General features: G+C 69.0%; 16 protein-coding genes and 1 tRNA gene. 4 read left to right on the forward strand and 13 right to left on the reverse strand.

Features of this window, described 5'->3' with window-relative positions; genetic code table 11:
• Positions 1-7: 7 nt before the first annotated feature.
• Positions 8-2,167: a S9 family peptidase gene (locus FOH10_RS28270; protein WP_143982970.1), complete on the reverse strand. Its 2,160-nt coding sequence runs from the start codon at positions 2,165-2,167 to the stop codon at positions 8-10.
• 419 nt (positions 2,168-2,586) lie between these two features.
• Between FOH10_RS28270 and FOH10_RS28275 the strand changes: the two genes are divergently transcribed.
• Positions 2,587-2,802 carry a DUF397 domain-containing protein gene (locus FOH10_RS28275; protein ID WP_029926432.1) on the forward strand — a complete coding sequence of 72 codons (216 nt, stop codon included), beginning with the start codon at positions 2,587-2,589 and terminating at the stop codon, positions 2,800-2,802.
• Positions 2,803-2,815: 13 nt separating this feature from the next.
• Here the strand turns inward: FOH10_RS28275 and FOH10_RS28280 are convergent, their stop codons facing one another.
• The 5 genes from FOH10_RS28280 to FOH10_RS28300 all read right to left on the reverse strand — a co-directional run bounded on the left by FOH10_RS28280 (position 2,816) and on the right by FOH10_RS28300 (position 7,921).
• A complete protein-coding gene (locus FOH10_RS28280) occupies positions 2,816-3,775 on the reverse strand; it encodes an alpha/beta hydrolase (RefSeq protein ID WP_143982971.1) in 960 nt (319 codons plus the stop codon).
• A 137-nt stretch (positions 3,776-3,912) separates the two neighbouring features.
• Positions 3,913-4,338 (reverse strand): HIT family protein, encoded by a 426-nt coding sequence (locus FOH10_RS28285; RefSeq protein ID WP_143982972.1) that lies wholly within the window; start codon positions 4,336-4,338, stop codon positions 3,913-3,915.
• Between the two features lie 44 nt (positions 4,339-4,382).
• Positions 4,383-5,804: an adenylosuccinate lyase gene (gene purB, locus FOH10_RS28290; protein WP_143982973.1), complete on the reverse strand. Its 1,422-nt coding sequence runs from the start codon at positions 5,802-5,804 to the stop codon at positions 4,383-4,385.
• A 104-nt stretch (positions 5,805-5,908) separates the two neighbouring features.
• Positions 5,909-6,520 carry a TetR/AcrR family transcriptional regulator gene (locus tag FOH10_RS28295; RefSeq protein WP_039809319.1) on the reverse strand — a complete coding sequence of 204 codons (612 nt, stop codon included), beginning with the start codon at positions 6,518-6,520 and terminating at the stop codon, positions 5,909-5,911.
• 243 nt (positions 6,521-6,763) lie between these two features.
• The gene (locus FOH10_RS28300; protein ID WP_186000617.1) at positions 6,764-7,921 is read right to left on the reverse strand and encodes a pyridoxal phosphate-dependent aminotransferase; all 1,158 of its coding nucleotides are present in this window, start codon (positions 7,919-7,921) and stop codon (positions 6,764-6,766) included.
• Positions 7,922-7,974: 53 nt separating this feature from the next.
• Between FOH10_RS28300 and FOH10_RS36345 the strand changes: the two genes are divergently transcribed.
• On the forward strand, positions 7,975-9,390 hold the full coding sequence (locus FOH10_RS36345) for a M23 family metallopeptidase (RefSeq protein WP_425326107.1): 1,416 nt from the start codon (positions 7,975-7,977) through the stop codon (positions 9,388-9,390).
• 22 nt (positions 9,391-9,412) lie between these two features.
• On the opposite strand, the gene purD is transcribed toward FOH10_RS36345, so the two are convergent.
• Positions 9,413-10,696, reverse strand: a complete 1,284-nt coding sequence (gene purD / locus FOH10_RS28310; protein WP_143982974.1) for a phosphoribosylamine--glycine ligase — start codon at positions 10,694-10,696, stop codon at positions 9,413-9,415.
• 103 nt (positions 10,697-10,799) lie between these two features.
• Here purD and FOH10_RS28315 point away from each other — a divergent pair, with 103 nt between their 5' ends.
• Positions 10,800-11,177: a PH domain-containing protein gene (locus FOH10_RS28315; protein ID WP_143982975.1), complete on the forward strand. Its 378-nt coding sequence runs from the start codon at positions 10,800-10,802 to the stop codon at positions 11,175-11,177.
• A 4-nt stretch (positions 11,178-11,181) separates the two neighbouring features.
• Here the strand turns inward: FOH10_RS28315 and FOH10_RS28320 are convergent, their stop codons facing one another.
• Positions 11,182-11,628 (reverse strand): SRPBCC family protein, encoded by a 447-nt coding sequence (locus FOH10_RS28320; protein ID WP_143982976.1) that lies wholly within the window; start codon positions 11,626-11,628, stop codon positions 11,182-11,184.
• 92 nt (positions 11,629-11,720) lie between these two features.
• Here FOH10_RS28320 and FOH10_RS28325 point away from each other — a divergent pair, with 92 nt between their 5' ends.
• A complete protein-coding gene (locus tag FOH10_RS28325; RefSeq protein WP_029926417.1) occupies positions 11,721-12,146 on the forward strand; it encodes an HIT family protein in 426 nt (141 codons plus the stop codon).
• Here the strand turns inward: FOH10_RS28325 and FOH10_RS28330 are convergent.
• The 5 genes from FOH10_RS28330 to FOH10_RS28350 form a co-directional block, all read right to left on the reverse strand.
• Positions 12,122-13,585, reverse strand: coding sequence for a sensor histidine kinase (locus tag FOH10_RS28330; RefSeq protein WP_143982977.1), 1,464 nt, complete (start codon positions 13,583-13,585; stop codon positions 12,122-12,124). The genes FOH10_RS28325 and FOH10_RS28330 overlap by 25 nt on opposite strands.
• The gene (locus tag FOH10_RS28335; RefSeq protein ID WP_029926415.1) at positions 13,582-14,316 is read right to left on the reverse strand and encodes a response regulator transcription factor; all 735 of its coding nucleotides are present in this window, start codon (positions 14,314-14,316) and stop codon (positions 13,582-13,584) included. The genes FOH10_RS28330 and FOH10_RS28335 overlap by 4 nt, the downstream gene beginning before the upstream one ends.
• Positions 14,317-14,455: 139 nt before the next feature.
• Positions 14,456-14,530, reverse strand: a tRNA-Thr gene (locus FOH10_RS28340).
• 213 nt (positions 14,531-14,743) lie between these two features.
• Positions 14,744-14,986, reverse strand: a complete 243-nt coding sequence (locus FOH10_RS28345; RefSeq protein ID WP_019931522.1) for an MbtH family protein — start codon at positions 14,984-14,986, stop codon at positions 14,744-14,746.
• Between the two features lie 140 nt (positions 14,987-15,126).
• The gene (locus FOH10_RS28350; protein WP_143984363.1) at positions 15,127-15,960 is read right to left on the reverse strand and encodes an alpha/beta fold hydrolase; all 834 of its coding nucleotides are present in this window, start codon (positions 15,958-15,960) and stop codon (positions 15,127-15,129) included.
• Positions 15,961-16,121 lie beyond the last annotated feature (161 nt).

Consider the following 16,121-nt stretch of genomic DNA (forward strand, 5'->3'; position numbering starts at 1 on the left):
CGACGGCTCAGCGGTCGGCCAGGCCGACCTTCTCCAGCACCCAGGCGAACTCGAACGCGACTTCCTTCCACTTCTCGTAGCGGCCGGAGACGCCGCCGTGCCCGGCGGTCATCTCGGTCTTGAGCAGCAGTTGGCTGTCGCCGGTCTTGGTGGCACGCAGTTTCGCGACCCACTTGGCCGGTTCCACGTAGAGCACACGGGTGTCGTTGAGGCTGGTGATGGCCAGGATGGCCGGATAGTCCACCGCCGCCACGTTCTCGTACGGCGAGTACGACTTCATGTACTCGTAGACTTCCTTGTCCGCCAGGGGATTTCCCCATTCGTCCCATTCGATCACGGTGAGCGGGAGCGACGGGTCGAGGATGGAGGTCAGCGGGTCCACGAAGGGCACGTTGGCCAGGATGCCCGCGAACAGCTCCGGCGCGAGATTGGCCACCGCGCCCACCAGCAGGCCGCCCGCGCTGCCGCCGTCGGCGATCATGCGGTCGGGCGCGGTGACGCCGGTGTCCACGAGATGCCGTGCGCAGGAGACGAAATCGGTGAAGGTGTTCTTCTTGGTGAGCGTCTTGCCGTGCTCGTACCACAGCCGGCCCATCTCACCGCCACCGCGCACATGCGCGACCGCGAACACCAAGCCGCGATCCAGCAGCGACAGTCGCGCCACCGAGAAGCCCGGATCGATACTGGCCTCGTAGGAGCCGTAACCGTAGAGCAGCAGCGGCTTCGGGCCGTCGCCGAGATCCTTGCGCTTGACGATGGACACCGGAATGCGGGTGCCGTCCGACGCCACCGCCCACACCCGATGCTGCTCGTAGTCGTCGGCCTGGAAGTCGCCGAGGACCGGCTGTTCCTTGCGCAGCAGCATCTCGCCGGTGGCCGGCACGTAGTCGAAGATCCGCATCGGCGTGATGAAGGAGGTGACCCCCATGCGCAGGGTCGGCTGCTCCCACTCCGGATTGGAGCCCAGCCCGGCGGCGAACAGCTCCAGGCCGAACTGGATCTCGGCGAGTTCGCCGTAGCCGTCGGCGGTCAGCGGCCAGACCGCGACGCGCGGCAGCGCCTCACGGCGGTAGGACAGCACCAGTTTGTCGGAGAAGGCGTCGACATCCTCGAGCCGCACATCGTCGCGGTGACCGATGAGGATGCGCTGATTCGCGGGATCGTCGACCGGGGCCTCGGCGAGTACGAAGTTCTCCGCCTTCACGCCGTCGACGACATCGTTGTGCAGGATGAGCAGCCGGTCCGCACCGCCGATGACGGCGTGCTCGGCCGAGTACTCCACGCCTTCGCGGCGCGGCATGAGCACCCGGAACTCGCCCTCGGGCTGGTCGGACTCCAGGATCCAGCCCTCGGTGGTGATCTTGGAGCCGACCCAGATGACGAGGTACTTCTCCGAGCGGGTGGCGCCGATGCTGACCCAGTAGCGCTCGTCGGGCTCGTGGAAGACCTTGACATCGGCGTCCTGGGCGGTGCCCAGGCGGTGCCGCCACACGGTGTCGGGCCGCCAGGACTCGTCGACGGTCTGGTAGAAGACGTGGGTGCCGTCCAGCGACCAGGTCGCGCCGGGCGCGGTGCCCGGGATCTCGTCGGCCAGCGCCTCGCCGGTCTCCAGATTCTTGAAGCGCAGCACGTAGCGCTCGTCGCCGACGGTGTCGACGGAGTAGGCCAGCAGATCGCCCGCGTGGCTGATGGAGAACGCGCCGAGGGCGAAGAAGTCGTGCCCCTCGGCCAGTTCATTGCTGTCCAGCAGCACCTGCTCGCCGGGGACCTCGGTATCGACCTCGAGTTGCGGCGGGGTCCAGTCGTCCCGGTCGCCGATCGGGCAGCGGCAGTGCACGCCGTACTGTTTGCCCTCGAAACTGCGCGAGTAGTACCACCAGTCGCCCATGCGCGTCGGCACCGACAGATCGGTCTCCTGGGTACGCGACTTGATCTCGTCGAAGATCTTCTCCCGCAGCGGCCCCAACTGCGCCGTCTGCGCGTCGGTATAGGCGTTCTCCGCCTCCAGGTACGCGATGACCTCGGGATTCTCCTTGTCCCGCAACCATTCGTACTCGTCGGTGAACACATCACCGTGATGGACGCGCTCCGCCGGAACCCGCTTCGCGATCGGCGCGGTCACCACGGATTCGGAGGTCGTCGCTGCGCTACCACTGTCCAGAGCCATGCGATCCACCGTAGTGCGCAACTCCGCCCGCCCGGCGCGCACCCGGCCGTCGCGCTCAGGCTACGACGGCTCGGACCCGGAGTGCCGACGGCTAGCGCAGCCGACGACGGCCGTTACCGGCCAGATGGCGATTCTGCTCGTAGAGGTAGAAGACTGCCGCCTTGCGTCGTGCGCACTGATCGGTCGGACAACTTCGGTGGATTCGCAGAATGCTCTGTGCCAATTCGATGGTGAAGCGACCGGGCACTACCTCACAACTATCGGAGATGGGGGCTGCTCGCTGAGGGGACCATGGCGTGCGCACCATACCTCCTTCCTGCTGACACAAGATGGAATATCCGATCCGGGCAACCGGCAAACCCTGGCAGTATGAGTGCGACCCAAATCACCGTCCGGTACCACCACGCACAGGAGTTCGAGTGGAAGCCAAGAACCGCGAGATCGAGCCCGATGCCGTATGGCGGCGCAGCACCGACACCGGCGACGGTGTCGAGGTCGCCTTCCTGGCCAGCGGAAATATCGGATTGCGCAATTCCGCCGATCCGGACGGCCCCGTGCTGATCTTCACCCCGGGCGAGTGGGCGGCCTTCGTGGCCGGTGCCAAGGACGGTGAATTCAACCGCCCCCGAAACTGAATTTCCGGGCGGATCAGGCCCCGATCGCCCCGGCGATGGTCGGCCACGAGGAGTGCAGCGTGTCCTTCCAGTACGACCAGGAATGCGTCCCGACCGGGCTGTAGTCGACGCGGGCCGGAATGCCCAGCTCCCGCAGGCGACCCTCGAAGGCGGTCACACAGGCGTTCACGCCGAATTCGATGGGACCGCCGAAGAAGATGTTCTCCGGCAGCTGGGGTTTGATCTCGAGTTCGTGCGGGCCGGGCAGCCCGGTGCCGGTGGACAGGTAAATGGTCTTGCCCTGCAACCGGTCCGCCAGCAGTGCCGGATTGTGTTCGGCCCACGCCGGACTCGAGACCGGACCCCACATATTGAACGGATTGCCACCGCGGTTGGCGATGGAGAACAGCATCGCGCCCTGGGCGATGGAGGTGTCCGGGCAGGCGCTGTAGCCCGCCACCGCGCGATACAGGTCCGGCCGCCGCGTCGCCAGCATGAAGGCCGCGTTGCCGCCCATGGACAGGCCGCCGATGGCGTTCACGCCATTGCCCGCGAAATGGCTGTCGATGATCGGCGGCAGCTCCTCGGTGAGGAAGGTTTCCCAGCGGTACCGGCCGAACTTCGGGTCGTCGGCGATCCAGTCGGTGTAGTAGCTGGCCTGGCCGCCCATCGGCAGCACGATATTGACGTTCTTGCCGCGGAAGAACGGTTCGGCGTCGGTGGCATTGGTCCAGGTGCTCTGCCCCGCACCGGGATCCAGGCCGTCGAGCAGGTAGTAGGAGGGCCGCGAGCCGCCGCCCGCCGGGTGCAGCACCTGCACCTGAATCGTGCGGTTCATGGCGGCGGAGTGGATGAAGATCGCCGAGCGGGTGGGAGCGAGGTCGTCGATCCGGACGACCTGCGCCGCGCTCGCGGTTGCCGGTTCGGCCAGCACCGGGCTGAGCAAACCGACAGCGACCGAAAGAACGGCTGCCGCAACGGCTCTACGATACATATCCCCACCTCCATCAAGCCCACCACAAGAGGGGTTACACGTTACCCACACGGATGCACGGAGGGGTGGAAACAGTCATACGGCGTGTCTTTGGCAAACCATGTGGTACGCATATGGTAATGCCGTGCCGCTATGAATTACAGCCGATCCAGCGCGCCCCGGATCGAGCCCGCCAGGTAGTCCAGATCCGCACGCTGCGGCGTCGTCGGCCGCCCCCGCAATCCGAAGCCGTCGCCCGGCGTGCGGGGAATCACATGCAGATGCACATGGAACACCTCCTGCCCCGCCGTCACGCCGTCCGCGAGGAAGAAATTCACCCCGTCGCAGCCGACCTCCGACTCCCGCAGCGCCGCGGCGAGGCGCTGGCCGACCTGAAACAGCTTCCCGCCGACCGCCGGATCCAACTCCGCCAGACTCTTGGCCGGAACCTTCGGGATCACCAGCAGATGCCCGGGGGTGAACGGCCGAATATCCATGAACGCCAACACATCCTCGTCCTCGTACACCTTGGACGAGGGTGCGCGGCCGGCGACGATATCGGAGAAGATCGTGTACGGATTCATGCCCGGCAGCCTAGAACCATTGCCTACCGAATACGTTCTCTCGCTTAGAGAATCGGCGACGGCGTGTAGCGCGCCGCCTCGGGGTTGGCGTCCACCAGCTTCTGCACCTGGGCGATGACGTCCGCCGTCTGCGCCTCCGCCGCACCGATGAAGGCGGTGCGGTCCGCCAGCGCCGCGTCCAGGGCGGCGCGGTCCAGGGGCATCCGGTCGTCCGCGGCCAGGCGATCCAGCAGGTCGGGTTCGCGGCCCTGCTCGCGCATGGCCAGCGCCACCGCGACGGCGTGCTCCTTGATGACCTCGTGCGCGGCTTCCCGGCCCACCCCTGCCCGCACCGCCGCCATCAGAATGCGGGTGGTGGCCAGGAACGGCAGGTAGCGCTCGAGTTCACGTTCGACGACCGCCGGGTACGCGCCGAATTCGGTCAGCACCGTCAGGAAGGTCTCCATCATGCCGTCGATGGCGAAGAAGGCGTCCGGCAGCGCGACCCGGCGGATGACCGAGCAGAACACATCGCCCTCGTTCCACTGCGCGCCCGCCATCTCGGCCGCCATGGAGCCGTAGCCGCGCAGCACCACCTGCAGGCCGTTGACGCGCTCGCAGGAGCGGGTGTTCATCTTGTGCGGCATGGCCGACGAGCCGACCTGACCGGGCTGGAAGCCCTCGGTGACCAGCTCGTGCCCGGCCATCAGGCGAATGGTGTGCGCGAAGGACGACGGGCCCGCGCCCACCTGCACCAGCGCCGAGAGCACATCGTGGTCGAGCGAGCGCGGATAGATCTGACCGACACTGGTGAACACGGTGGCGAAACCGAGGTGCCGCGCCACCTTCTGCTCCAGCTGCGCCAGTTTCGCGGCATCGCCGCCGAGCAGGTCCAGCATGTCCTGGGCGGTGCCCATCGGGCCCTTGATACCGCGCAGCGGGTAGCGGGCGATCAGCTCGCGCAGACGGGTGAGCGCGATGAGCAGTTCGTCGGCGGCGGAGGCGAAGCGCTTGCCGAGGGTGGTGGCCTGGGCCGCCACATTGTGCGAGCGGCCCGCCATCACCAGCGGCTGGTACTGCGCGGCCCGCTCGGCCAGCCGCGCCGCGACGGCCACGCCGTGCGCGTACACGTGCTCGAGCGACAGCCGGATCTGCAACTGCTCGACATTCTCGGTGAGGTCGCGCGAGGTCATGCCCTTGTGCACGTGCTCATGCCCGGCGAGGGCGTTGAACTCCTCGATGCGGGCCTTCACGTCGTGGCGGGTGACGCGCTCCCGCTCGGCGATGGACGACAGGTCGACCTGGTCGACGACCCGCTCGTAGTCCTCGACCACTCCGGCCGGAACGTCCACGCCCAGTTCGGCCTGGGCGCGCAGCACCTCCAGCCAGAGCCGCCGCTCGAGCACGATCTTGTTCTCGGGCGACCACAGGTGCACCAACTCGGGGCTGGCGTAACGGGTGGCGAGGACGTTCGGGACAAGACTCACGTCGAGTGAGTCTAGTTAGCTCGGCGATGGCCTCCGTACCCCGGCTCACCCGCGCACTCCGGCCCCACGATCCTAGGGATGCGCGCGCCGATTCCGGGCTCGCGTCACACCGGCGGCGCGACGATGTCGATGAGTTCCAGCAGCGCTCCCCGGGCCGCCCGCCGGGGTTGCGGGTCGAGTTCGCCGAGCGCGGTCACCACCGCGCCGTCGACCACCGACACCAGCCGTCGTATCTGTTCGGCCCGCACCACCCGATCGGACCGCCGCAGTACGTCGGCGAGCAGCTCGTCGAGCTGCGCGCGTAGTCGGAGCTGTACCTCGCGTAGCTCCGGGTGGCGGGCGGAGGCGACCGATCGCTCGTAGCGGGCGATCAGCTGGCCGCGCGATTCCGTGTCCTGGTCCTGCCCGTCCGGGCACACCAGCAGGTCGAGGATCAGCTCGACGGTGGCCTCCGCGCCGCGGCGGCGGTGGGTCACCTCACCGACGCGACGGCGCATGTTCTCGAGTTCGGCATTGCCGGAGAACTCGACCGCGCGCGCGATCAGATCCTCGAGGGATTCGAAGTAATACGTCGTCGAGGCGAGCGGCAGATCCGCGCGCGTCGCAACCGAGCGGTGTCGTACCGCTTCGAACCCACCCTCGAGTAGCAACTCGGCGGCAGCTGCAACCAGCGCTTGGCGACGCCGTTCGCCTTTCGGAGTCGTCGCGGTGATCACCACGTCATCGTGCCAGTCATCATCGGTTCATCTGTGCCAAATGGGTGCGATCTGTGTGTTTTCCAGTTCGGATGGGCTGCCGACGAGCCGTGCGGAATTCGCATTACAACGGTTGTACCGCATCGGCGAAGGATGGGGGGCGAGTCCGGAAAGTCTTTGCGGGACATCGCCGCTCGGCTCCGCTCGCCGGACCGGTCGGGATCGCTCCGGCAAACTCACGGCATCACTCCGCCCGGCCGCGCGTCAGCTCAGATGGGTTTCCAATCGCGCCAACGCCTCTTCGATATCGGCCGTGGCTCCGGCGAAGGAGAATCGCACCGTGTGCCGACCGTGACGGGTGTCGAAATCGATTCCCGGGGCGAGGGCCACACCGGTGCGGTTCAGCACCTCGGTGCACCACGCCATGGAGTCGTCGGTGAGGTGCGCGATATCGGCGTAGGCGTAGAACGCGCCGTCGGCCGGAGCCAGGTCGGTGATGCCGAGTTTCGGCAGCCCCTCCAGCAGTAGCCGACGATTCTCCGCATAGCGGCGGACATGCCCGTCGAGTTCGGCCTTGGCCTCCGCGCCGAAGGCGTGCATCGCCGCGTACTGGGAGATGGCGGGCGGGCAGACGGTCATATTCGAGGCCAGCCGCTGCAGCGCCGGGCGCAGGTGCGCGGGCGCGAGCATCCAGCCCAGCCGCCAGCCGGTCATGGAGAAGTACTTCGACACCGAGCCGATGACCACCGAATTCCGGGAGGTCTCCCAGGCCGAGGCGGTCGGCTCGGTGTCGGCGTAGACGATGCCGTGGTAGATCTCGTCGGAGATGAGCAGGGTGCCGTGCTCGTCGCACCAGCGGGCCAGGGCGGCCAGCTCCGCCGGATCGATCATGGTGCCGGTGGGATTGGCCGGACTGGCCACGATCAGGCCCGCCGGGGGCTGCGGCAGCGCCTCCAGCATGGCGACGGTGGGCTGGAATCGGGTTTCCGGGCCGCAGTCCAACTCCACCACGTCGCAGCCCAGCGCCGTGAGGGTGTTGCGGTAGGCCGGATAGCCCGGCCGCGCCACCACCACGGTGTCCCCGGCGTCGAAGGCGGCCAGGAAGATGAGCGTGAACGCGCCCGACGATCCGGTCGTCACCACCACGTCGTCGGCCGTCGCCGCCACCCCGTAGATGTCCCGGTGATGGCCCGCGATGGCCTCGCGCAGCGGCAGGATTCCGAATGTCTCGGTGTAGCCGAGCAACTCACGTTCCATGGCCGCCCTGGTGGCCCGCAGCACCGGTCGCGGCGCCGGAGTGGACGGCTGCCCCGCCGCCAGCACCAGCACATCCCCGTGTGTCCGGGCCCGCTCCGCTGCTGCTTTCCAGACGTCCATCACGTAGAAAGGTGGAATGGTCGACCGGCGAGATTCGATACGCACTCGACAGACGGTAGAGCACCCGCTCCCCCGTCGGTCCCGCAATCCCCGCCGGAATGACTGAGCAGAACACCGTGTCGGGGGGATACCACATCGACCAGGAGGTCATAACGCCCGTCGCAGCCGACACCACCGAACCCGGCGAACCGCACCCCGGGCGGGGCGACTCCGTGGTCGGCACCGAACGCACCGCGGCGACGAACCACGCCGACCGGCCTGAATCCGAGGACGCGGGCAGCGCAGCCGTCGACGACAGCGCCGCGGCCGACAACGACGCAGCGGCCGACAACCACACGACGGTTGACAACCGCGCGACGGCCGACAATCACGCGACGGTTGACGGCGACGCGACGGTTGACGGCGACGCGACGGTTGACGGCGACGCGACGGTTGACGGCGAACTCGCGACGGGCGGGCGGATCCGGGAGCTCGGGGGCGGCCGGTTCGTGCCGGGGCTGCGGGCGGAGGTGGGGCGGCGGGCGTCGGGGGATCGTGCGGGTGGCCGCGGTGCGGCGGTGCGGCGGCGGGCGGCGGACCGGGTAGCGGCGGGCGGCGCACGGATGGCGGCGGCGCGGGACGAGATCGGACGGGTGGTCGAACCCGTCGGTGCGCGGGTGCGAGGGGCGAGCGCGCGGGTGTGGCGGGAGGTACCGAAGAACCGGGAGGACGTGCGGGAGTTGGGGCCCCGGGTGCGGCGGCAGGCGCCGGTGGTGCGGGCGTGGGCGGGGGCGCATCGGTATCTGCTGGCGGGGATGGCGGCGATGCTGGTGTTCGCGGGGGCCGACAGTCCGCTGGCGATCATTCCGGTGGACGCACCGGCCGAGCCCGGGGTGGCGCTGCGGGTGCCCGCGGCCTATCCGCTGCAGGTGGCGGCGCCGCCGGCGTCGACCAAGCGCTACCTGGACGCCATCGACCACGGGGAGAAACTGCGCGAGGCGGCCGTGGTGGCGGCGGCCGCGCGGGCCACGCTGGAGCGGGCCAAGGCCGAGGCGGCCGCGGCGGTGGCCGGTGAGACGCAGCCGTGGCTGAATTCCGGCGCCGATCCGGGCGGCGCGCTGCCGCCCGGGTTCGTGCTGCCCAGCATCGGTGGCTTCGCGCTCCCGGCCAAGGGTCTGTTCACCTCGGCGTTCGGCCAGCGCTGGGGCACCTTCCACAACGGAATCGACATCGCCGCGCCGCTGGGCTCCCCCATCTACGCCGTGGCCGCGGGCACGGTCGTCGACGCGGGCCCCGCCGCCGGATTCGGCCTGTGGGTGCGCATCCGCCACGACGACGGCACCATCACCGTCTACGGGCACATGTACGACTTCATCGTCTCGGTGGGCGAGCGCGTCCCGGCCGGAATGCAGATCGCCCGCATCGGCAACCGCGGCGACTCCACCGGCCCGCACCTGCACTTCGAGGTCATCCAGAACGGCCGGCACGTGGACCCGCAGCGCTGGCTCGCCCTGCACGGACTGTCCCTGAACTGAGCCGGACGGTTTCCGGGCGTCCTCAGACGGTGGTGGGCACCGTGATTCGGTTCTCGGTGGCCGCCAGTGCGATATCGGTGCGGAAGTGGCTGCCCGGCAGCTTGATTCCGGCCAGGCGGGCGTAGGCGTTCTCGCGCGCCGCCTCGAGATCGGCACCGTGGCCGACGATCGACAGCACCCGGCCGCCCGCCGAGACCAGCGCCCCGTCGGCGCGCTGCGCGGTGCCCGCGTGCAGCACCTCGGATTCGGTTCCGGTACCGGCGGATTCGGCTCCGCTGATGACATCGCCGGTGCGCGGCCGCCCCGGGTAGTTCTCGGCAGCCAGTACGACGGTGACCGCGGCACCGTCCTTCCAGCTCGGTGCGGCGACCCGGTCCAGGGTGCCAGTGGCGGTGGCGTTCAGCAGTTCGCCGAGCGGGCTGTCGAGCATGGCCAGCACCGCCTGGGTCTCGGGATCGCCGAAGCGGCAGTTGAATTCGACCACCGCCGGACCGGCCTGGCCGATGGCGAGCCCGGCGTACAGCAGCCCGGAGAACGGCGTCCCCCGGCGAACCATCTCGGCCGCAACGGGTTTCACCACCTCGTCGACGATGGCGGTGACGGTCTGCTCCGGCAGCCACGGCAGCGGCGTGTACGCGCCCATTCCGCCGGTGTTGGGCCCGGTGTCCCCGTCACCCACCCGCTTGTGGTCCTGCGCGGGCAGCAGCGGCACCACCGTCTCCCCGTCGACCAGGCAGAACAGCGACACCTCGGGCCCGTCCAGGAACGACTCCAGCAGCACCGGATGCCCCATCTCCAGGCATTCGGCGGCGTGGTCGCGCGCGGCCATCCGATCCGCGGTGACCACCACGCCCTTGCCGGCGGCCAGCCCGTCGTCCTTGACCACCCAGGTCGGCCCGAAGCGGTCCAGCGCCGCGTCGAGTTCACCCGGGCTGTCCACGACCTCGCTGTGCGCGGTCCGCACCCCGGCGGCGTTCATGACGTCCTTGGCGAACGCCTTGGATCCTTCGATCCGCGCGGCCTCGGCGGACGGTCCGAAGCAGGCGATCCCGGCCGCACGCACCGCGTCGGCGACGCCGAGCACCAGCGGCACCTCCGGTCCGATCACCACCAGGTCGGCTTCGACGTCGCGCGCCAGCGCCACCACCTCGTCGCCGGAGCAGGGGTCGACCGACCGGATCTCGGCGTGCTGGGCGATGCCCGCGTTGCCGGGCGCCGCGTACACCGCGGTCACCGCCGGGTCCCGCCGCAAGGCCAGGACGAGGGCATGTTCACGGGCTCCGGAGCCGATGACGAGTACGCGCACGGGCAACAGCTTAGGTGACGTCGGTTCGGTGCGGATCAGCCCTCCGGCAGGGATGATGGGGGTGACAGCCGCCACCGCGATCGCGCGAAGGATGTGCAGGCCGATGGGCTTGATCGACGGACTGATGGGCAATGCCGGACGCATCGATCCGAACTCCGCACAGCAGGAGTACGCGAAGCTGTTCGGTCAGGGGGAACAGGTGTACGCCGCGTACCTGCTGGTGCGCGACGCCATCCTGTTCACGAATCGGCGATTGATCATCGTCGACAAACAGGGCATGACGGGCCGCAAGGTGAGTTATCACAGCATCCCGTACCGGGCCATCACGCATTTCTCGGTGGAGACCGCGGGCACCTTCGACATGGACGCCGAACTGTGCATCTGGATCGGCGGCTCCCCGGAGCCGGTGCAGAAGCGCTTCAACCGCCAGGTGGACATCTACGAGGTGCAGAGCATCCTCTCGCACTTCGTGGCGGTCTGACCGGTCAGGCTTCGGCGGCGGCGGCGATGTCGTCGAGGTCGCGCCGCACCAGCTTGCGTGTCGCGCCCTCGAACAGCTTGCCGAGTGCTCCGGCGAGTTTGGCCGCGAGACCCTGGGCCTCCCCGCCGAAGGTCATGGCCAGCAGCGTGCCGTCGCCCTGCGCCGTCACGGTGATGACCGAGGTGAAGTGGGTGCCGTGGGAATCGGCCTCGACGGTGTAGGAGCGGCCGGGCTCGATGGCCGTCACCGTCATGGTCTCGGTGCTCTGCCTGCCGAGCATGGTTCGCGTCTCCCGCCACGTGGTGCCGACCTCGAATCCGGTGCCGCCGCCGACCCGCTCGACCGTGTCGATGCCCTTCATCACCTCGGCGGCGCGGTCGATGTCGGTGACCACGGCCCAGACTCGTTCGGGCGGCGCGGCGATTTCCCGGGTAACGCTGATGGTCGGCATAACCTGGTCTCCTCGGCGCGGTGGCGGGATGCTCGAGGCGAGTGTAGGCGCGCGCACCGACGACCCACGGCCGCCGCGCGTACGCTGCCGCTATGGCTTCTGTTTTCTCCGCAATCATCTCCGGCCAGCTTCCCGGCCGGTTCGTGTGGGAGGACGACGAATTCGTCGCATTCCTGACCATCGCCCCGGTCACCCAGGGGCACACGCTGGTGGTGCCGCGCAAGGAGATCGACCAGTGGCAGGACCTGGACCCGGAGACCTTCGCGCGCATGAGCGCGGTGGCGCAGCGGATCGGCAAGGCGGTGCGGGCGGCCTGGGACGCGCCCCGCGCGGGCCTGCTCATCGCCGGTCTGGAGGTGCCGCACCTGCACATGCACGTCTTCCCCGCCTTCGAGCTCGGTGACTTCGACATCTCCGGAGCCGACACCGACCCGAGCAAGGAATCCCTCGACGAGGCCCAGGCCAAGATCAAGCAGGCGCTGCGCGACCTGGGTTACGGGGCCAACGTCCCGGAGTAGGTGCGCGGCAGCCGCACCGTGAACGTGGTCCCGACCCCGGGCGTGCTCGCCACCGCGACGGTGCCGCCGTGCGCGGCCACCAGCGCCTGCACGATGGACAGCCCCAGCCCGCTACCGCCGCTCTCCCTGCTGCGGGAGGCGTCGGCGCGATAGAACCGCTCGAACACCCGCTCGGCCTGCTCCGGTTCCAGCCCGGGACCGGTGTCGGCCACCTCCAGCAGCACCGCGTCCGCGGCGGGGGTGAGGCGCACGGTCACCGCCGCCTCCGGCGGGGTGTGCACCAGTGCGTTGTGCACCAGGTTCGTGAACACCTGCCGTAGCCGCGTCTCGTCCCCGGAAACCTCCACGGTGCCGGTGCCGTCGGCGACCTCGAGTTCGATCGGCCGCGCCGGACCGTCCGGCCGCCGCGCGGCGTCCACCGTCCGCGCGGCGTGCACGGCATCGCTGGCCAGGGCCAGCAGATCCACCGGCCGCCGCTCCACCGGGCGCTGCGCGTCCAGGCGCGCCAGCATGAGCAGGTCCTCCACCAGCAGCCCCATCCGCTTGGACTCGTGTTCGATGCGGTCCATGAACACCGCCGGATCCGTCACGGCCCCTTGCCGATACAGCTCCGAGAAGCCCTGGATGGTGGTGAGCGGCGTGCGCAGCTCATGACTGGCGTCGGCCACGAACCGGCGCATCTTGGCCTCCGAGCGCCGCGCCGCCTCCTCCGACGCCTCGGTGGCCGCGAACGCCTGCTGGATCTGGGTGAGCATGCCGTTCAGTGATCGCGAGAGGTGATCGACCTCGGTGTCGGTGCCGCGCACCGGAACTCGGCGGTGCAGGTCGCCGTCGGCGATGGCGGCGGCGGTCTCCTCCACCCCACGCAGCGGGCGGAGACTGCGCCGGATGACCAGTCGCGCGACCACCGCCAGCACCGCCAGCACCAGCACACCGATCACGGCCTGGAGCACGATGAGCCGATCGATGAAGGACTCGGTCTGTTCCAGCGGCAGCGCGACGGTGCTGGTGCCCGACGGCCCCGACCACCGCAGCACCCGCCATGTCACCGCGGCGTCGCCCACCGAGCCGACGGTGATCGGTCCGCGGCCCATATCCGCGGGCACATCGGGCTCGTAGGATCCGGAATCGCCGTGCAGCAGCAGATTTCCGTGCGGATCGTAGACCCGCACATAGAACAGCTGCGGCGGCGAATTCCGGTCCGGTCGCACCGGCGGCGGGGTATCCGGTCGCGGCGCACCGGGCCGCGCCCAGGTGTGCACCGCCTCGTCCAACTGCCGGTCGAGCCGTTCGACGAGCACCCCGCGCATGGCCGAGGTGACCGCCACCCCCGAGATCAGCAATCCGAGTGCCGCCACCAGCACCAGCGCCAGGGTGAGCGTGGTGCGCAGCGGCACCGCGGCGAGCCGGTGCGAAACCCGCTGCCGCACAGCGTTCATCGCGCACCCGACCGGCTGCGCGATTCCCGCATCACGTAGCCGACGCCGCGCAGCGTGTGAATGAGCCGCTCCGGCCCGTTGTCCACCTTCTTGCGCAGGTAGGACACGTACGTCTCCACCACCCCGACCTCACCGCCGAAGTCGTAGCGCCACACGTGATCCAGAATGCGCGGCTTGCTGAGCACGGTCCCCGCATTGACCATGAAGTAGCGCAGCAGCGTGAATTCGGTGGGCGACAGGGCGACCGGCTCCCCCGCCTTCCACACCTCGTGGGTGTCGTCGTCGAGTTCGATATCGGCGAACCGAATCCGCGCGGACGTCCGCTCCGGCGCGGTGCGCCCCGCGCGGCGCAGGATCACCCGCAGCCGTGCCACCACCTCTTCGAGGCTGAACGGCTTGGTGACATAGTCGTCGGCGCCGAGCGTCAGCCCGGTGAGCTTGTCCTCGATATCGTCGCGCGCGGTCAGGAACAGCACCGGCGCGTCGATCCCGTCGGCCCGCAGCCGCCGCAGCAGCCCGAACCCGTCCATCCCCGGCATCATCACATCCACGATCAGCGCATCCGGCCGAAACGTCCGGGCCCGATCCAGCCCCGCGCTGCCACTGCCCGCACTCGCCACCTCGAACCCCTGAAACCGCAGACTCACCGTCAACAGTTCGACGATCATCGGCTCATCGTCGACGACGAGTATCCGAGCCTCGGGTTCACGCTGCGCGGGCACACCTGTCATGTGATCATCGTCCGCCGCCCACCCCGGAACTCCCTGGACGTCGGCTGGGAGTTTCCTGGGAACGGTTCGGCGCCTCGTTCCGATAGGTGGTCGGCCACCGGGGCCGAGCCGATCCAGTCGGCGGCGCCCACTGGCTGTTTGGAGCCCCCTGTCGGGATTGAACCGACGACCTTCGCTTTACAAGAGCGGTGCTCTACCACTGAGCTAAGGAGGCGGGAAAGCGGGGACATCATAACTGGATGGACCGGCTGCGCGGAAACCGGTTCCAGCTGGGATAGCCCAAGGGCGAGAACGACTACCGAACCGGCCGCATGCCACCCGAAGTGTCATGCGGCCGCATCCGGTTCAACCGTTTCTGCGCGGGTAACCCTGTATCCCTCATGGTGCGGCGCTCGGTGCGAGCGCCGCCGTGGCTGTTCGCCGACTGTCAGGACTGAGCGGCCTGACGGGCCGCGTCATCGGCCGCCATGGCGTCGCGCAGGCTCTTCGGACGCATATCCGTCCAGTTCTTCTCGACATACTCGACGCAGGCGGCGCGGCTGTCCTCGCCGAACACGACTCGCCACCCGGCCGGGACCTCGGCGAAAGCCGGCCACAGGGAGTGCTGTTCCTCGTCGTTGACCAGGACGAAGAACCGGCCGTCTTCGTCGTCGAAGGGATTGGTGCTCATTTCACCTCACTGGATACTGGCGCTGTGTACGGGAACGCTGGTGGAACGCGCTCCGCTCGGTTGTCAGCCACGAGCGTCGAACGAACCCCCGACGTTGATTCGACCCTAGCAAGGCGAGCGTTACGCGTTGGCGGTTACCTTCATGCCGCGAAGAAATCGAGCAGGATCTTGTTCACGGCCTCCGGACGCTCCAGGTAGCCGAAGTGCCCGGCATCGGGAACTTCCTGGTAGCGCGCGCCCGGAATGGCCTCGGCGACCTCGCGGGACAGATACGGGGGGATCATTCGGTCATCGGCGAAACCGATGGACAGGCACGGCACCGTAATGGCCCGGTAGGCGGCCAGGCGGTCGAAGTCGTGGTCCATCCGGCGCTGCGCGCGCACGCCGGGCGACACCGGGCCGCCGGTGAACTCGAACAGGTCCAGCCAGTCACGGGCGGCGTTCGGGTCCGCCATGGTGGCCGGGGAGAGGTTCATGACGGCGGTGAGGGCGGCGTCGTACTTGGCGGGCAGCGTGACCCCGCTGGCGTCGAGTTCGTGCTCACCCAGCGACAGCGTCTTCTGGAACTGGTCGAGCCGACCGTGCCCGGCCATGAACACCGCTTTACGCACCAGCTCGGGCCGGGCGAGCGCGAGCTCCTGGGCGACCCGCGCACCCATGGAGGTGCCCGCCACCAGCGCCGGACCCTCGTCCAGGAATTCGATGAGCGCCGCGGTGTCGCGCACCAGATCGTCGACGGTCATACCGTCGGCGGCCTCGAACGACGGGGCGATACCGCGATTGTCGAAGGTGCACACCCGGTACCCGGCGGCCACCAGCGCGGGCGTCTGGTGCAGCTCCCACACCCGCCCCGGGCTGCCGGTGCCCATGATCATGACGACCAGCGGGCCCCCGCCCTTGACGTCGGTGCCCTTGGCGCGGTCGCCCTTGACCTGGTAGTTCAGCGAAATTCCGTTCACCGTGGCCAACGGCATGGACATCGACCCCTTCATCACATTGATCTCGTGCATTCGCCTGTCGTCTGCACCTCCACCGTATAGCCCGCGGGGCGCGCTACGTTTCTCACCACCGGCCTTCGGAGCCCCATCTGCACCGAGCGGACGGTTCACCTCCGAGGTGCGGATACCATGGACAC

Origin of the sequence: Nocardia otitidiscaviarum, from assembly GCF_007362295.1 — a bacterium.
Lineage (GTDB): Bacteria > Actinomycetota > Actinomycetes > Mycobacteriales > Mycobacteriaceae > Nocardia > Nocardia otitidiscaviarum.

Bases quoted from the DNA above. Each gene is read 5' to 3' on its own strand.
- FOH10_RS28330 (WP_143982977.1), bottom strand. From the start codon at position 13,585: ATGAACGCTGTGCGGCAGCGGGTTTCGCACCGGCTCGCCGCGGTGCCG.
- FOH10_RS36345 (WP_425326107.1), top strand. From the start codon at position 7,975: ATGACTGAGCAGAACACCGTGTCGGGGGGATACCACATCGACCAGGAG.
- FOH10_RS28270 (WP_143982970.1), bottom strand. From the start codon at position 2,167: ATGGCTCTGGACAGTGGTAGCGCAGCGACGACCTCCGAATCCGTGGTG.
- FOH10_RS28350 (WP_143984363.1), bottom strand. From the start codon at position 15,960: ATGCCGTTGGCCACGGTGAACGGAATTTCGCTGAACTACCAGGTCAAG.
- FOH10_RS28345 (WP_019931522.1), bottom strand. From the start codon at position 14,986: ATGAGCACCAATCCCTTCGACGACGAAGACGGCCGGTTCTTCGTCCTG.
- FOH10_RS28280 (WP_143982971.1), bottom strand. From the start codon at position 3,775: ATGTATCGTAGAGCCGTTGCGGCAGCCGTTCTTTCGGTCGCTGTCGGT.
- FOH10_RS28335 (WP_029926415.1), bottom strand. From the start codon at position 14,316: ATGACAGGTGTGCCCGCGCAGCGTGAACCCGAGGCTCGGATACTCGTC.
- FOH10_RS28315 (WP_143982975.1), top strand. From the start codon at position 10,800: ATGGGCTTGATCGACGGACTGATGGGCAATGCCGGACGCATCGATCCG.
- FOH10_RS28285 (WP_143982972.1), bottom strand. From the start codon at position 4,338: ATGAATCCGTACACGATCTTCTCCGATATCGTCGCCGGCCGCGCACCC.
- FOH10_RS28320 (WP_143982976.1), bottom strand. From the start codon at position 11,628: ATGCCGACCATCAGCGTTACCCGGGAAATCGCCGCGCCGCCCGAACGA.
- FOH10_RS28325 (WP_029926417.1), top strand. From the start codon at position 11,721: ATGGCTTCTGTTTTCTCCGCAATCATCTCCGGCCAGCTTCCCGGCCGG.